Source organism: Marinobacter adhaerens HP15 (genome assembly GCF_000166295.1).
In the GTDB taxonomy this organism is placed as follows: Bacteria; Pseudomonadota; Gammaproteobacteria; order Pseudomonadales; family Oleiphilaceae; genus Marinobacter; species Marinobacter adhaerens.
Genome location: NC_017506.1, coordinates 4,113,450 through 4,127,950, shown reverse-complemented (window position 1 = coordinate 4,127,950; position 14,501 = coordinate 4,113,450). Strand labels below are relative to the sequence as shown.

Genomic DNA, 14,501 nt, shown 5'->3' with positions numbered 1-14,501 from the left:
CACATGGCCGGTTTTCCCGCTTTCTCGGGCCGGTCTTTTCTTTGCCTGCCCTTCGGGGCAGGACTTTTTGGTTGATTGCGATTTTCGCGCCCTTCCAGATCCAAGCCGCCCCGGATGCCATCATCACGGAGTTCAGGGACGATGAAATACTGACCAGGTTACCCAACACCGCTACCGAAATATTCCGGGAGACGGACTCACCCAAAGAGGCTGGGGACCGTCTGCAAATGCTGATCACACAGGCCAGGGCCAGTGGTGATCCGAGATATCTGGGGTACGCCCAGACATTGATTAATCGCTGGCCGGAAGAGCAGCTGACCCACCGGCTGAGGGTCCTCCGGGCGACTCTGCGCCAGAGCCTGCATCAATTTGATTCCGCCCGCGCCGATCTTGAACAGGTAATTTCAAGCTCTTCGGACAATCAACAACGTATCCAGGCTCGTCTGACCCTTGCCAATCTCGAGCTGGTTCAAGGTCGTTACACCGAGGCCGGGCGGCATTGTCAGGCACTTCAGTCGGCCTATCCCGGCCTGATAGCGAAGAGTTGCCTGGCTTCCGTGCAGGCGAGGACATCCGACCCTCAAAAAGCCTACCGGAATCTTGCTCAACAACTCGCCAAGTCGACAGGCCGCCAGCAGGCTGATTCCACCAGTCGACTCTGGACCGAGGGCACCCTCGGCGATATCGCGGCCCAGGCAGGGCTGTCCGAAGCCGAACTGCATTGGCGAAGGGTTTTGCAGGCATCTCCGAGCGACCTGTATACCCGAGCCCAACTTGCCGACTGGCTCCTTGAGCAGGACCAGCTCGAGCGCGTTTTGACACTCACTCACGGATTCGAGGCCGTTGACACACTTGCCGTGATTCGGGCCATCGCCATGAAACGCATGGGCCACCCTGGCAGTGACGAACTGAACCGTCGTTTAAGGCAACGATTTGAAGAGGCTCGCTGGCGAGGCACTTTACTGCACGCCAGGGATGTTGCCCGTTTCCAGCTGGATGTAGAAAACCAGCCGCACGATGCCCTGAGACAGGCCATCGAAAACTGGGAGAGTCAGAGGGAACCCCTGGACACCCGGCTTTTACTGAGATCCGCGCAGACTTCAGGTGACAGGCCCCAGTATCAAAGAGTGAGCGAATGGCTCAGTCAGCAGGGTCAAAGCGATGCCCGCTTTCCGGAGTTCAAACAATGACGATCACAAGAAGAATATGGCTCGCCTTGATCACAGTAGCGCTGGCAACATTCAGTGGGATGACAGCGGCACACAAGGCAAGCGACAGTTTTCTGTACCTCGACAGCGGTCCGACCGAGCTTCGAATGGATGTTGCGCTGCGGGACCTCGCGCTGCTGATGAGCATTGATAGCAACGGCGATAACGAAGTATCCGGTCGGGAACTGCGCCAGTCGAGACCAGAAATCACGCGAACCGTGGAATCCGCGCTCACCTTTTCGAACAGCAGTGGCAACTGCAATCTGGCCGGCAAGAAATGGGGTATCAGCGAGCACAGTGACGGCGTCTATTCTGCCGCCCGTTACGCCATTCGTTGCCCCGACGGTGAGCCGCCCGAAGCGCTAGAGTATAACTTACTGTTTAAGCAGGATGCATTGCATCGGGGTCTGGTGAGCCTGGACTATAACGGGCAGACGCGTCTGGCCGTATTAGGGCCTGACTCCCGGACTCTGGATCTGGCAGGTACCGACACACCAGGTTATTTCAGTGTCTTCAAAACGTTTGTCTATGAAGGTATCGTCCACCTGCTGATCGGCCTGGACCACATGCTTTTCCTGCTGGTTCTGATTATTCCGGCAACGCTGTCCACGGCCAAAACCCAGGGGCCCAGCGACCAGTCGACAGGCCTACGAGGGCGACTCCTCGGACTGGCCGGCATAATCACGGCCTTTACCGTGGCGCACTCCATCACTCTGGCGCTGGCCGCCCTTGATATCGTTTCACTGCCCATTGCATGGGTGGAAACGGTTATTGCGCTGTCCATCGGATTGGCAGCATTGAATGTGGCCTGGCCTATTTTTGGACGCAAAACCTGGAAGCTCGCGTTCGGATTCGGTCTGGTACACGGTTTTGGCTTCGCCAGTGTTCTGGGCGATCTCACCAGTGGCATATCCGGCTTGGCGGTGGCGCTGGCAGGTTTCAACCTCGGAGTGGAACTCGGTCAGCTGGCCTTGTTGGTGGTGGGGTTCCCGGTACTGGTTTATCTGGGCAAAAATCGGATGTACCAAAAGGGCGCCGTGCCAGTGATGCTGGCAGGCATTGGTGCGATCAGCCTGTTCTGGGTTGTCCAGCGCGCGCCCTTGTTCTGAGCGCGCGCCGGATGACCTTAGTGCAGGGCCCGCATCTGACGCGGATAGAGCGCTGCACTGACTTCCGGCTCTTCCAGCAGGTCGGCCAGTTCGCGGTCTACCGTGGTCTCTTCACCTTCTTCCGGCAGCGGCTCGAACAGGGTGCTCAGCCAGGAGGCGACGGAAGGCGCTTCGTCTCGCTTGTAATCGGTGGACAGCGCCTTGATCCGGCGGAAGCCGATAATGCGCTGGTGCTTGGGATCCCGAATCTGTTCAAAACCCCGCCAGTAAACGTGGTCCCTGGTGTGCAGCTGCACAAACAGGGTGTCTATAGGTCCGTCTGAATCATCAGAGCCTTCAGATTCCTCCGCAAGAGTTTCGGGAGCCGCTTCGGCCTCCACCTCTGGTTTCTTGTGACGGATGGTGGTCCAGGCCGGATAGAGCACTGCCACGGCATCCGCTTCCACATGCTCGCGGGCAGCGCGGAGGATCAAACCCCAGCGGGCCTTGTCGGCATCGGTTTCAAGGGAATTGATGGGCAAGTCGTAGCTTTGTTCACTGGACAGGACGATGGCCATCATCGGGGCGTCTAGCTCCCCCATGGCCTCGGCTTGTGCTACTGATACCAGTTCATCGATTGCCATCGGTTGGTTCATAATACGCTCGCCTCCTCGATGCCATCAGGATCTATCAGGAAGAAGGGGTCTTCCTGACTAACAGCATAGCCTGTTCCGGCTACAAAGATAAACGTGGAGTTTAACCTGCCGGATCACAACCCCCGCATTAATCAGAACGCATCCTCAAGCCTTTCGTAGTTGCCGAACCAGGGGTTCGCCTCTTCCAACTGCCCCGCCAGCTGCAGCAGGGTCGCCTCGGCGCCGTGGGGACCGCCCAATTGCACACCCACCGGCAAACCTTCGGCGGTCCAGTGCATGGGCACGGACATGGCCGGCGTTCCGGTGAGATTGGCCAGTTGGGTGAAGGGCGTTCGCGCCAGGCTTTCCAGCGCCATCTGGTCCACCTGACCGGTTCGATGCACCAGTTTACCGGCATTGAGTTTCAGCATCAGGCGGGCGGCGAACTTGAGATGGGCTGGTGTTTCCAGCTCGCCGATGGCCGCAGGCAACTGCCCGGTAGTGGGGCTCAGGTAAAGATCATAACGGCCGAAGAACACGCCAAGGGCCCGGGCAAACTCGTTCCACTGCTGGCGGCGGCGAACGTAATCGGAGAGCGGCATGGTGTTGCCCAGCATGCCAATTAACCGGGTATCCAGCTCGAAATCACTGTCGGCGGCACCGAACTGCTCTTTCGCCTTCGCCATCAGGGCAGACACTTCGCCAAAGTAAAGTCCCAGATAACATCGGGCCAGGGCCATGCCATCGAACTCCGGCGCCGCGTATTCAACCCTGTGACCGAGACTCTCGAGAACCCGGGCGGTTTCCTCGACGGCAGCAACGCACTCGGGGGCCACCTCCGTGTTATAGGGCGACGAGGTAAAGACACCGATTTTCAGACTGCCGGGGGACCGCTGTACCAGTTCAGCGTAAGGCGCCGGCGGCTGTGGAATCACAAAGGGATCGCCCGGTGCCGGGCCACTGAGCACATCCAACATCGCGGCACTGTCTCTGACCGTTCGGCTGACCACATGATCGGTCGAGGCGCCTGTCCAGGCTTCGCCCATGAATGGCCCCGAAGAAATCCGTCCACGGGAGGGTTTCAGTCCGAACAACCCGTTGTAGGCGGCAGGAATACGGATAGAGCCGCCACCATCGTTGGCGCCCGCCATTGGCACGATGCCCGCTGCCGCCGCCGCGCCAGAGCCACCACTGGAGCCGCCGGGGGTGAGCTGGGTGTTCCAGGGGTTACGGGTAGGTCCCCAGAGCTCGGACTCGGTGACCGCTTTCAGACCAAACTCGGGCGTGGCGGTGCGCCCCAGGAATACCAGGCCGCCATTCCGGGCCCGGCGAACAAACTCCGAGTCCCGAGGGGCTATATTCTTGGTCATACCGCGGCTTCCGTAGGTACACGGATGGTCTGCCTGTTCCTGGGCAAGGTCCTTGAGCAGCAAGGGGACGCCCGCAAAAACACCCTGCTCGGGAAAGGGCTGGGCTGGCGCTTCGGAGAACTGGGGATAACAGATCGCATTGAGCTTGCCGTTTACGCGGGTTGCCCGCTCCACCGCGGCCTCGCATACTTCACCGGAAGTGACTTCGCCGCGGCGGATAAGATCAGCGAGAGCGGTTGCATCGTAACGGAGGTACTCGGATTGCTTCATGGCAGGTTCCATTTGTTATTCTGGTTCGAGGAAGGTCACGGGTATAACGTCTATGATCAGATTTCTCAAGAGCTTACGCCAGCTTGCCGTGATTTTCATCCTGACGGCATCGGTCGCTACGAGCGCTCAGGAGGCCCCGCCGGACTCCGGCGAGAGCAGCGAGTGGACCCGTGTTGTCCGGACGTCACCCTACTGGGTCAGTCAGGGGGTGTTCGAGAACATTCTCACCATCAGGCGCTGGGTGCTCAAAGAATCCGGCTATTGCTCCAGTGCTGATCGACATGTTCTCTATGACATGCGCGGCCGGTTTCTGGCCTGGATCAGTGACGGTGATGACCGTGAGGCAACCCAGCGCCTGCTGAATGCCACGCGGCAATCACTGTATGAGAATAACAAGGTGGAAGACTGGGTGCCTGGCGAGACGGGCCAGACCGGCTATCCGTTTGCCCTTTCCTGCGATCAACCTCATGTGAACGTGGATGAAGCCGTTGCCCGCTATCTTGGCACCCTGCCTGCGGACCGGATCTGGGGCGCCTGGGACGACCTCATCTTTGCCACCAGTGGTGCGCCTGAAAGCCTGCATGACGCGCTCATGTATGTCTTCAATCACCGCAGCAACCAGAATAGGCTGACCCTGCCGCAAGCCTTGCCCCGATACCTGGCCGGCCAGATCCTGATCGAAAGCGGAGCCCAGGCGAGAGCCCACTCCCGTGCCAACGCCAGGGGAATCCTTCAGCTGTCGCCAGCCGCCCTGTCGGACTGCGAGATTGCCCCGGACAATTTCTGGCACCGACTGGCGCAGATTGACTGTGCCCTGCGGCTGATGAACCAGAACGCCCGCAATCTGGCACCGGTTTTCCAGCAACGCTTCGGCCATCTGCCGGAAGCCAAAAGGGAGCGATTATTCACCCTACTCCTTGTTCAGGCGTATCATGGCGGCGCCGGACGGGTGCAGGCGCTGCTGGACGATCCGGTACTGGCGCAGCCAGCAGAGTATTTTGCCGCCAACCATGAACGCTTCACCGCCGGTGATATTGCCTTCGGCCTGATTTTTCACAACCTGGGGCGAGACCGCCTGGGGCTCGCCTCGCTCTACTATGTGGCCGACGTTCAGCTGGCAACCGAGGCCCTCTGTCGCACGGCCAAACTGAAATCAACGGAATTCTGTGAATGGAAGTACTCAACCAACTGATACCTGAAAGCCTGAGCCTTCCTGTCGCCGTTTTCCTGCTTGCCAGCTCAACCATCACCTCGATGATCACCGCCAGCCTCGGCGCCGGTGGCGGGGTTTTACTGCTGGTACTGATGGCCAGCTGGATGCCACCGGCGGCCATAATCCCGGTGCACGGCATGATTCAGTTGGGCTCGAACGTTGGCCGGGCGGCTTTGACGTGGCGGAACATAGACTGGCGGGTGATTGCCGCGTTTCTGCCCGGCGTGATCGTAGGGGCTGCGCTGGGCGCCTGGCTACTGGTAAATCTTCCCGCCCACATCTGGCAGTTGACCATCGCCCTGTTCGTGCTCTATCTCTGCTGGGGGCCGGCGCTACCCAAGGGTGCATTTGGTGCCCCTGGGGTATTCCTGGCGTCGGCGCTGACCAGTTTCGTCAGTCTGTTCGTGGGCGCCACCGGGCCACTCGTTGCAGCGTTCATCAAGCAGATTCATACCGACCGGTTCAGAACCGTGGCCACGTTTGCCACTGCCATGACACTGCAGCATGCGCCCAAGGCGCTGGTGTTCGGGGCGGCGGGCTTCATGTTCTTCGAGTGGCTGCCCTTCATTCTCGCCATGATTGCCTGCGGCTTTGCCGGTACCTGGCTTGGGCTGCATGTGCTTCGTTCCCTGAGCAACAGCAAGTTCACGTTGATCTTCAATATCGTGCTGACAGCGCTGGCGATTCGCCTGCTCTGGCAGGCCAACCTCTCAGCCGGCTGGTGGTGAAGGCACCACCACAACCCTGTTACGCCCCCGGGATTTGGCGATGTAGCTACCCTCATCCGCCCGGGCCATAACCTCTCTGGGGCCGCTGTCTTCCGCCGTCAGTTCCGTCAGGCCGATGCTGGTGGTTACGCCGAATGAGCGGCCGTCATGCTCAATGCGAAGCGCCTCCACGTCGGCGCGGATCCGTTCCGCCAGCGCCTCGGCCCGGGTCATGCCGCAGGCAGGCAAAATGATGCCGAACTCATCTCCGCCCAGTCTGGCCACGGTGTCGGACTGGCGAACGGCGTCCTTGAACAGATCCGCCAGCCGTTTGAGCAGATCGTCACCAAGCAGGTGGCCGCCTTCATCGTTCACCGGTTTGAAATAGTCGAGATCAATCAGCATCAGTACCGAACGGGCGTCCTGTCGACCGGCCTCACCCAGGCTGCGAACCAGCGAAGCGTTGAACGCGCGCCGGTTCAGCAACTGGGTGAGGCTGTCGTGGGTCGCCTCCCAGGACAGCCGCTCCTCCTGCCGGCGCCGGTCGCTGTCGTCCCGCAGCACAAACACCAGGCGTTCATCCTCACGGCCCTGACGAATGTGCAGCATGGTCAGATCTATGGGGAAGGGAACACCCAGGGAATTGCGGAGCGTCACATAGAGGCTGTCCAGGTCATCACCGGTCAGGAACTGCTCCGCCGTCATTTCGCGTTCTTCCGTTTCAATGGTGACCAGCTGGAAGAAGTTCCTGAGCACGCATTCACCCTCCGTTCCCAGAAGACGACATGCGGCATCGTTGGCAAAACGGATAACACCCTCGACGTCTACCATCAGAACCCCTTCCTGGAGCACCCCAAGTATCGTCTCTGCGCGCTGCTGCTCTGCCCTGAGGGCCTCTTCCACCTCCAGCTCGTGGGAGATATCGCGAACGACAGTGATGGTGCCGAGCGCCTTTTCAGGCGTCTGTATTGCAGCCGTCATCACATCACCCCAGATCACCCGGTCCGGTGCGGGCGATGTCAGCCTCAACCGTCCCCGGAAAACGCTCTGGTTCCTGATCGCCGTCTTCCAGCCGGCAATCGCCTCCGGTCGATCGCTCTCATGCACACGATTGGCCAGATAACTGTAGGTGAGTTGCTCCGCCGGATGGCCAACGATGGCCTCAAAAGCCGGGTTGGCAAACTCAATTCGGCCCAGAACGTCGGTCTGCACGATGCCGATGGGCGCACTTTGGGTTAGGGAACGGAAAAACGCCTCTCTTTCAGCGAGAGATACCAGAACCTCGTCCCGTTCATCGGTTACGGTGTTAAAAATCTCTGCAACCTGGCGGATCTCCTTGCCTCCGGCGACGTCCACCGGGTCCGAGCGCATACCCAGATGGCGCTCGCGAATCTGCTCGCCCAGGGTTTTTAGCGGCGCCATCAATCGCCGGAAACGCCAGAGCGCAAGAGGCGCGATCAACAGGATCACCGCCAGCAGAATCCACACGAACGCATCCAACGTCCGGGTCATCGGGGCCAGGGCTTCACGAGCCGGCCAGGACGCCGACACAAACCAGGGAACCTGGGTCAGCTGCTGCACCGACATGATGGTCTTTTCACCACTGCTGTTGCGGGTGTCCACGGTGCCCTCGAAGCCCTCCATGGCATCCCGGAGCACCGGATTGGCAACACGAACCGGTGACATGGCCCTTTCATCCCGCTGATTGACCACCACGAACCCACTTCGGGTGGCAACACCCAGATAGCCGGTGGTGCCAATCCGGATATTGATAAACTGATCAAGGAAGTTGTTGCCATCCAGGGCGATGGCACCGCCAATGACGCCGATGAACCGTTGGCGGTGGTCGAAGATCGGCGCAGCGACCATGATGGCCGGCTTTTCTTGATAGTTGGACAGATAGGGCTCGCTGATCACCGGCGTGAGAGTGGACGCGACGCGGCGGAAATATTCCCGATTGCTGACATCCAGTCCCGACTGCCGGTAATCCTCCGGATGCTCGGCGACCACCAGGCCGTCCTCATCCATCAGGTACACAGCATCAAAAAGATGCTCCAGGGCCGTTTGCCGCCGGATCAGAATCTGAGCCCGCGCATTAAGCACATCGCGAGACATGGTGAGGTTCTGGGCCACATGGTTGAGTGCACCGAGCCTCAGGGCCAGCTTGTCGTCCAGCTCTCCCGCAATCAGGGTGGCAATCGTTTCCACCTGGTCACGGGCCTGCTGTTCCAGCTCCGACCGGCTCAGCAGAGACCCGGCCACGGTTACCAGCAATGCCGAAAGGATGATCGCCACCACCACGAGGGCAACGGCCCGATTCACCAGACTGCCGAACCATTGTTTGATCAGCACAGCATCCACGCTCCCGGACGGTTTCGACGACCCGTAATGACCTTACCTCCAATCTCAGGCTTTCTGTTCTGGTGACCCGTGGTCCAAGTCTACCAGAGAGGCATTCAATGTCAGGTTACGCACTTGCACATTTAATAGTAATCGTTATTATTTAGATCCAATTTTGCACAACGAGCACCTTTTCCAATGACGGACCTCACCCTGCCCCTGAACACTGGCCCGCTCACCCAACTTGTTGATATGGGAGGGCCTGTAATGGTTGTGCTCGTGGCACTTGCCGTCATCGGGCTCGTCACTTTTGTCTATCTGATGCTTCTTGGCGCCCTCTATGCGCCGCGAATGTCGGGCCGTCTTAAAAAAACCGTAATGGACTGGCAGAGCAATCCGGCTTCGGTGCGGCCTTCCGAAATACGATATCAGGCAGGCCGATTAGGCCGGTTAAATCCGCTTCAGCGCCTTGTCGCCGATACGATTGAGGCGATACACAACGGCGAGGACGACCGCAAGATCCGGGAAACGGCCGCCCGGGATGCGCAGCATTCATTGGAGCCGTTCGAAGCGCCCCTGAAGATCATCGAAGTCATTGCCGCGCTGGCTCCTCTTCTCGGCCTGCTGGGAACCGTGCTGGGCATGATGGAGGCCTTCAGCGCCATGGCGGCTACCGAAGGCCGTGCCAATGCCACCCAGCTCAGTGGCGGTATTTACGAGGCCCTGACCACCACCGCCGCGGGCCTGGTCGTGGCCATACCGTTTGCTGCACTGGCTGCATGGATCGAGTTCCGGCTGCGACGCATCCACAAGACCATCAACAGTACCCTGGTTTCGATTCTGCATATTGTGCCGGAACAGACCCTGGACGCTGATGAAGCAGACTACCAGGTTCCTGAACAGCAGCTTCACAGCGAGGCAGCCGGGGACGAGCCCGACCGCTATACAACTGCCCGGGGTCAGCGATTCGCCCATGCAACTGGTTGAACCAAGGCCTAGTCGCCCGATCCCGATACGGATCACGCCCCTGATCGACGTCGTCTTCATCCTCCTGGTGTTCTTTATGCTGACCACCCGTCTGTTGCCAGTCGACTACCTGGAACTTGCAAATAACACATCGAGCCGCAGCCCGGTCACTGGCGATCCTCTGCCTGAGCTGACCGTGACTGCCGATGGAAAGGTGCAATGGCAGGGGCAATCCATGGCCCCCGATCAGCTTGTGAGCAAGCTTGGAGACGCCGGTATCACCGAAGTAAACCTCGCGACGACGGGTGATACGCCTCTGGGAGCCTTCACCAGGGTCCTCAGCGGCTTGACTGCGCAGAATATAGACACCCACTGGAAGCGGGCGAAACCACAGACACCATGAGCGATCTGGTTCCACCTCCCTTCACCTCCGGCAAAACCTTGATGGAACGCGTGGAAGATGCACTTCTGCCGTTGATCAATCTGGTATTTCTGCTTCTCATGTTTTTCATCGTTGCCGGCCAGTTGACCGACGACCCACTTCCGGAATTGCCCGCCACGCAGCAGGCTGAAGATCAGCAGTCGCCCCATGCGGACATGATTGTCAGCGCAGAAGGCGAGTGGAGAGTGGATGGCGAGCTGCTCGACAGGGAGTCTCTGGTTGCCAGACTGCCAACGCCTGACGAAGAGCAACCCCTGAAAATTGCCGCTTCCGAAGGAATCAGCATGGCGGAACTGGAGGCACTCTTCCGCTTGTTGGAAAAGGCCGGGTATCAGGATGTCCTGTTGTTGACGGAGCCAGCCTAATGATGCCGCAACAACCGCGCTCCCGATGGGGACTTTTGCTGCTGGCATTTGTGATCACCTTTGTTGCCCTGGTCTTCGCAACTCCCGAAAAGACGGTGGAGCTCAATACTCTGGGCGAATCCGCGGTCAACACCGCGCCTGCCATTCGCATAAAGCTGGCTGGCGAGCCCGCTCCCACGCTCGAGCCTGTGACTGCACCGGAACCGAAGCCACAGCCGAAGCCGAAGCCGAAGCCGAAGCCGGAACCTGAGCCAGAGCCTGAGCCTGACCCCGAACCTGAGCCGGAGCCGGAGCCGGAACCTGAGCCAGAACCGGTAACGCAGCCGACGCCCGAACCTGAGGTCACCGAGCAGGTTACAGAAGCAGAGACGCCGGTTGGCGATCCCGTGGAAACGGAGACTCTGGAGCAATCCCAGGCGACCGTTCCGCTTCAGAACGCTGGCGTCAGATCAGAGGTGGATAATTACCTGTCCAGGCTCAGCCGCCACCTTGCCGGGTATTATGAATATCCCCGCCGGGCAAGACGGCTCGGCCAGGAAGGCACCCCCGTGATCGTGTTCGAGTTTCGGAGGGATGGATCCCTGGTGGCCCACAGCCTGAGAACCAGCTCCGGATATCAGCTTCTGGACGAGTCGGCTCTGGCCATGTTGGAGCAGGCAGAGCCTCTTCCGGCCGTGCCTGATGAGATATCAGGAAAGAAATTCCGTTACGCACTGCCCGTACGATTTCGCCTCCGCTGAACCGGGCTACCGCTGCGCCAGCTTGCAGCAATCCGCAGAGGTCACGCACCGATCGAGTGCGTGACAACAGGCTTCGTGCCTGGCACGAACTCAGGCACTTCCACCTGAAATTACATACCAAGCTGATTTAATTCTGATTTTTTTGAATCGATCCAAACTGGCACAGTCTCTGCAGATCCGGACTTAACGGAACCAATGTCGGTTCTGTTCACAGCGACAGATTTATTCAGACGACGGCGTCTACTTGTACCTGCAGATTGCAGGCGGCGAGTAACGCCGTTTTTTTATGGCCAATCAAAAAGTCTGGCCACTTGATAGAAGTCAGAGGAAAACACTATGTCTTACATCGTGCCTTCGGAATTCGTCACCAAGATGGTCGACGCCGGCGAATCCAAGATCTACATGTCAACCCGGGACACTCTGATCCGGGCCTTCATGGCTGGCGCCATCCTGGCCCTGGCTGCAGCGTTTGCCATTACCGTGGCGGTCCAGACCGGGGTGTTCCTGATCGGCGCCATCCTGTTCCCGATCGGCTTTTGCATGCTCTACCTGATGGGCTTCGACCTGTTGACCGGCGTTTTCATGCTCACGCCCCTGGCTTTGCTTGATAAACGCCCCGGCGTAACCCCGGCGGCCATTCTGCGGAACTGGGGATGGGTCTTTCTTGGCAATCTGGGCGGCGCACTGACCGTAGCCTTTATGATGGCCTTTATTTTCACCTACGGTTTCAACACCGATCCGGGGGCGGTCGGTGCCAAGATCGCCAGTGTCGGAGAAGCGCGCACACTCGGTTACGCCGAATACGGAGCAGCCGGTTGGGCCACCATCTTTATCCGCGGAATGCTGTGTAACTGGATGGTTTCCATGGGCGTCGTCGGCGCCATGATTTCCACCAATGTCAGCGGCAAAGTACTGGCGATGTGGATGCCGATCATGCTGTTCTTTTTCATGGGTTTCGAGCACTCCATCGTGAACATGTTCCTGTTCCCGTCCGCCATCATCATGGGCGGCGAGTTCTCGGTGATGGACTACCTCTGGTGGAACGAGATTCCCACTGTACTGGGGAACCTTGTCGGCGGCCTGGCCTTTACCGGCCTGACGCTCTACACCACCCATGTAAGAACTGCGCCGAAGCGCAAGATTGCAACGGCCTACAACGATGCTGCCCTGGCCAGCTCCAACTAAGCAGGGTCTTCCTGCAACTCCGGCTGCCGCACCCGCCGGAGTTGCTTTTTCCTCCCGCAGGGAAATCCCAGTTTTCCATGACAACATCCTTGTCCATTTCCGTCGGCCAGCACTCGGAAGCTGGCGCAAAGCCGATGAACCAGGATTTCCACGGTCTGTTAGTGCCTACGGGGCGTCAGCTGGTTACCAAAGGCATTGCCGTTGCCATCGCCGACGGTATCAGCTCCAGCGATGTCAGTCAGATTGCCAGCGAATCCGCCGTCGCCGGGTTTCTCAACGACTACTTTTCAACCCCGGAGAGCTGGTCGGTCAAACAGTCCGCGCAACGGGTTCTGAGGGCAACCAACGCATGGCTATATGCCCAGACTCGGCAAAGCCAGTACCGCTATGACCGCGACCGGGGCTATGTCTGCACTTTGAGCGTGATGGTGCTGAAATCTGCCACGGCGCACCTGTTCCACGTGGGCGATGCGCGCATTTACCGGGTCCATCCTGAACAGCTCGAACAGGTCAGCACCGATCATCGGCTCTGGATTTCCAGGGAAGAGAGCTGCCTCACCCGTGCCATGGGCATTGGCCACCAACTGGATATTGATTATCACAGCCTGCCGGTACAAACCGGCGACACCTTCCTGCTTACCACCGATGGCATCCACGAACACCTGGATGAACGAACCATGGCCCGCATTATCCGGGAATCAACGCACGATCTGGAGGCGGCTGCCCGCCAGCTCGCCGCGGCCGCGCTGAAGCAGGGCAGTGACGATAACCTGACGGCCCAGATCATCAGGATCGAATCGACGCCACGGGCTCTCGGGAACCGCGAGATGTTCAGGGAGCTGGCCGGGCTGCCGTTTGCGCCAGAACAGCAGCCGGGACAACACCTGGATGGCTACCGAATTCTGAGACAGATCCACGCCAGCAGTCGAAGCCACATCTACCTGGCGGTTGATGAGGAAACCGGAAGCAGGGTGGCGCTGAAAATGCCGTCACTGGAACAGCGGCATGATCCGGTCTATCTGGAACAGTTTTCTACGGAACAGTGGATTGCCCGGCGAATCAACAGCCCCTATGTTGTTCGGCCGTATACCACCGCCCGGAAACACAGCTTTCTGTATCAGGCCACGGAGTTCGTTGAGGGCTGCACACTTCGGCAATGGATGCTGGATAATCCGGCGCCGCCCCTTGAAACGGTTCGCGGCCTCGTCGAGCAGATCGGTAAGGGCTTGCGGGCCTTTCACCGGCTTGAAATGGTGCACCAGGACCTGAAACCGGAAAACGTACTGGTCGATACCCATGGCACCATCACACTGATCGACTTTGGTGCCACCCGGGTTGCCGGCCTTGAGGATTCTGACATCGGCGAGCAGGCTGGCCCACGAGGGGCAGCGCTTTACACGGCTCCGGAGACTTTTCTCGGTGAGCCAGGAAGCTGGCTGTCAGATCAGTATTCCCTCGGAGTGATTACCTATCAGCTGCTCACCGGCCGGCTCCCCTATGGTCCGGAGGTGCCCAAGATTCACAGCAGGAGCCAGCTTCGTAACTTGAAATATCAACCTGCCCGACAGTTCCGGGAGACTCTGCCCGCCTGGGTCGACGATGCCATTGAAAAAGCGGTTCATCCCCAGGCCCACAGACGCTATTCGGCACTTTCGGAATACCTCTATAACCTCCGACATCCTCCCACCGACTGGCACAGGCGTCGTCGACCGCCATTGATGGAGTGCAATCCCGTGGCCTTCTGGCAGGGTGTATCCGGGCTATTGCTCCTGGCCTTGCTGGCAGCCCTAGGCCTGGGCTGAAGCGGGAATTACCCGAGCAAGTTCTTGCCCCGCCAGCAATCCGTCGCCTGGCATTCGGGCGCGGGATTGCCCGGCACGCCCGCAGCATCTCCGAGAAAAAAGATAACCTACTGTTTTAAATAACATTACCTGTTCTGGCACAGGCTTTGTACTGGAAGTCGGCGTCCAGG

13 protein-coding genes are annotated in these 14,501 nt (G+C 59.2%); 10 read left to right on the top strand and 3 right to left on the bottom strand.

The features are described 5' to 3' along the window. Positions 1-71 precede the first annotated feature (71 nt). Both HP15_RS19255 and HP15_RS19250 read left to right on the top strand, forming a co-directional pair. A complete protein-coding gene (locus HP15_RS19255) occupies positions 72-1,190 on the top strand; it encodes a tetratricopeptide repeat protein (RefSeq protein WP_014579016.1) in 1,119 nt (372 codons plus the stop codon). Further along, positions 1,187-2,317 (top strand): HupE/UreJ family protein, encoded by a 1,131-nt coding sequence (locus HP15_RS19250; RefSeq protein WP_169702190.1) that lies wholly within the window; start codon positions 1,187-1,189, stop codon positions 2,315-2,317. Before HP15_RS19255 ends, HP15_RS19250 begins: the two co-directional genes overlap by 4 nt. A gap of 17 nt (positions 2,318-2,334) precedes the next feature. Here HP15_RS19250 and HP15_RS19245 read toward each other — a convergent pair whose 3' ends face one another. Together HP15_RS19245 and HP15_RS19240 are read right to left on the bottom strand one after the other, a co-directional pair. Beyond that, positions 2,335-2,952: a hypothetical protein gene (locus HP15_RS19245; RefSeq protein ID WP_014579014.1), complete on the bottom strand. Its 618-nt coding sequence runs from the start codon at positions 2,950-2,952 to the stop codon at positions 2,335-2,337. Positions 2,953-3,083: 131 nt separating this feature from the next. After that, positions 3,084-4,571, bottom strand: coding sequence for an amidase (locus HP15_RS19240; protein WP_227499670.1), 1,488 nt, complete (start codon positions 4,569-4,571; stop codon positions 3,084-3,086). 52 nt (positions 4,572-4,623) lie between these two features. Between HP15_RS19240 and HP15_RS19235 the strand changes: the two genes are divergently transcribed. Both HP15_RS19235 and HP15_RS19230 read left to right on the top strand, forming a co-directional pair. Continuing rightward, complete coding sequence (locus tag HP15_RS19235; RefSeq protein ID WP_014579012.1) at positions 4,624-5,763, top strand: lysozyme family protein; 1,140 nt, start codon at positions 4,624-4,626, stop codon at positions 5,761-5,763. Further along, entirely contained in the window at positions 5,742-6,512 is a 771-nt protein-coding gene (locus HP15_RS19230) for a sulfite exporter TauE/SafE family protein (protein WP_014579011.1), read from the top strand. Before HP15_RS19235 ends, HP15_RS19230 begins: the two co-directional genes overlap by 22 nt. On the opposite strand, the gene HP15_RS19225 is transcribed toward HP15_RS19230, so the two are convergent. Then, entirely contained in the window at positions 6,495-8,843 is a 2,349-nt protein-coding gene (locus HP15_RS19225) for a sensor domain-containing diguanylate cyclase (RefSeq protein ID WP_169702189.1), read from the bottom strand. The genes HP15_RS19230 and HP15_RS19225 overlap by 18 nt on opposite strands. A 186-nt stretch (positions 8,844-9,029) precedes the next feature. On the opposite strand from HP15_RS19225, the gene HP15_RS19220 reads away from it, so the two are divergent. From HP15_RS19220 to HP15_RS19195, 6 genes are all read left to right on the top strand, one after another. Further along, positions 9,030-9,818, top strand: coding sequence for a MotA/TolQ/ExbB proton channel family protein (locus HP15_RS19220; RefSeq protein ID WP_014579009.1), 789 nt, complete (start codon positions 9,030-9,032; stop codon positions 9,816-9,818). Beyond that, positions 9,805-10,200 (top strand): ExbD/TolR family protein, encoded by a 396-nt coding sequence (locus HP15_RS19215; RefSeq protein WP_041645911.1) that lies wholly within the window; start codon positions 9,805-9,807, stop codon positions 10,198-10,200. Before HP15_RS19220 ends, HP15_RS19215 begins: the two co-directional genes overlap by 14 nt. Continuing rightward, a complete protein-coding gene (locus tag HP15_RS19210; RefSeq protein WP_014579007.1) occupies positions 10,197-10,604 on the top strand; it encodes an ExbD/TolR family protein in 408 nt (135 codons plus the stop codon). Before HP15_RS19215 ends, HP15_RS19210 begins: the two co-directional genes overlap by 4 nt. After that, positions 10,604-11,344 (top strand): energy transducer TonB, encoded by a 741-nt coding sequence (locus HP15_RS19205; protein WP_014579006.1) that lies wholly within the window; start codon positions 10,604-10,606, stop codon positions 11,342-11,344. The genes HP15_RS19210 and HP15_RS19205 overlap by 1 nt, the downstream gene beginning before the upstream one ends. Positions 11,345-11,680: 336 nt before the next feature. After that, positions 11,681-12,529, top strand: coding sequence for a formate/nitrite transporter family protein (locus HP15_RS19200; RefSeq protein WP_014579005.1), 849 nt, complete (start codon positions 11,681-11,683; stop codon positions 12,527-12,529). Positions 12,530-12,606: 77 nt separating this feature from the next. Continuing rightward, positions 12,607-14,331 carry a bifunctional protein-serine/threonine kinase/phosphatase gene (locus HP15_RS19195; protein WP_041645910.1) on the top strand — a complete coding sequence of 575 codons (1,725 nt, stop codon included), beginning with the start codon at positions 12,607-12,609 and terminating at the stop codon, positions 14,329-14,331. The last annotated feature ends 170 nt before the right edge of the window (positions 14,332-14,501 follow it).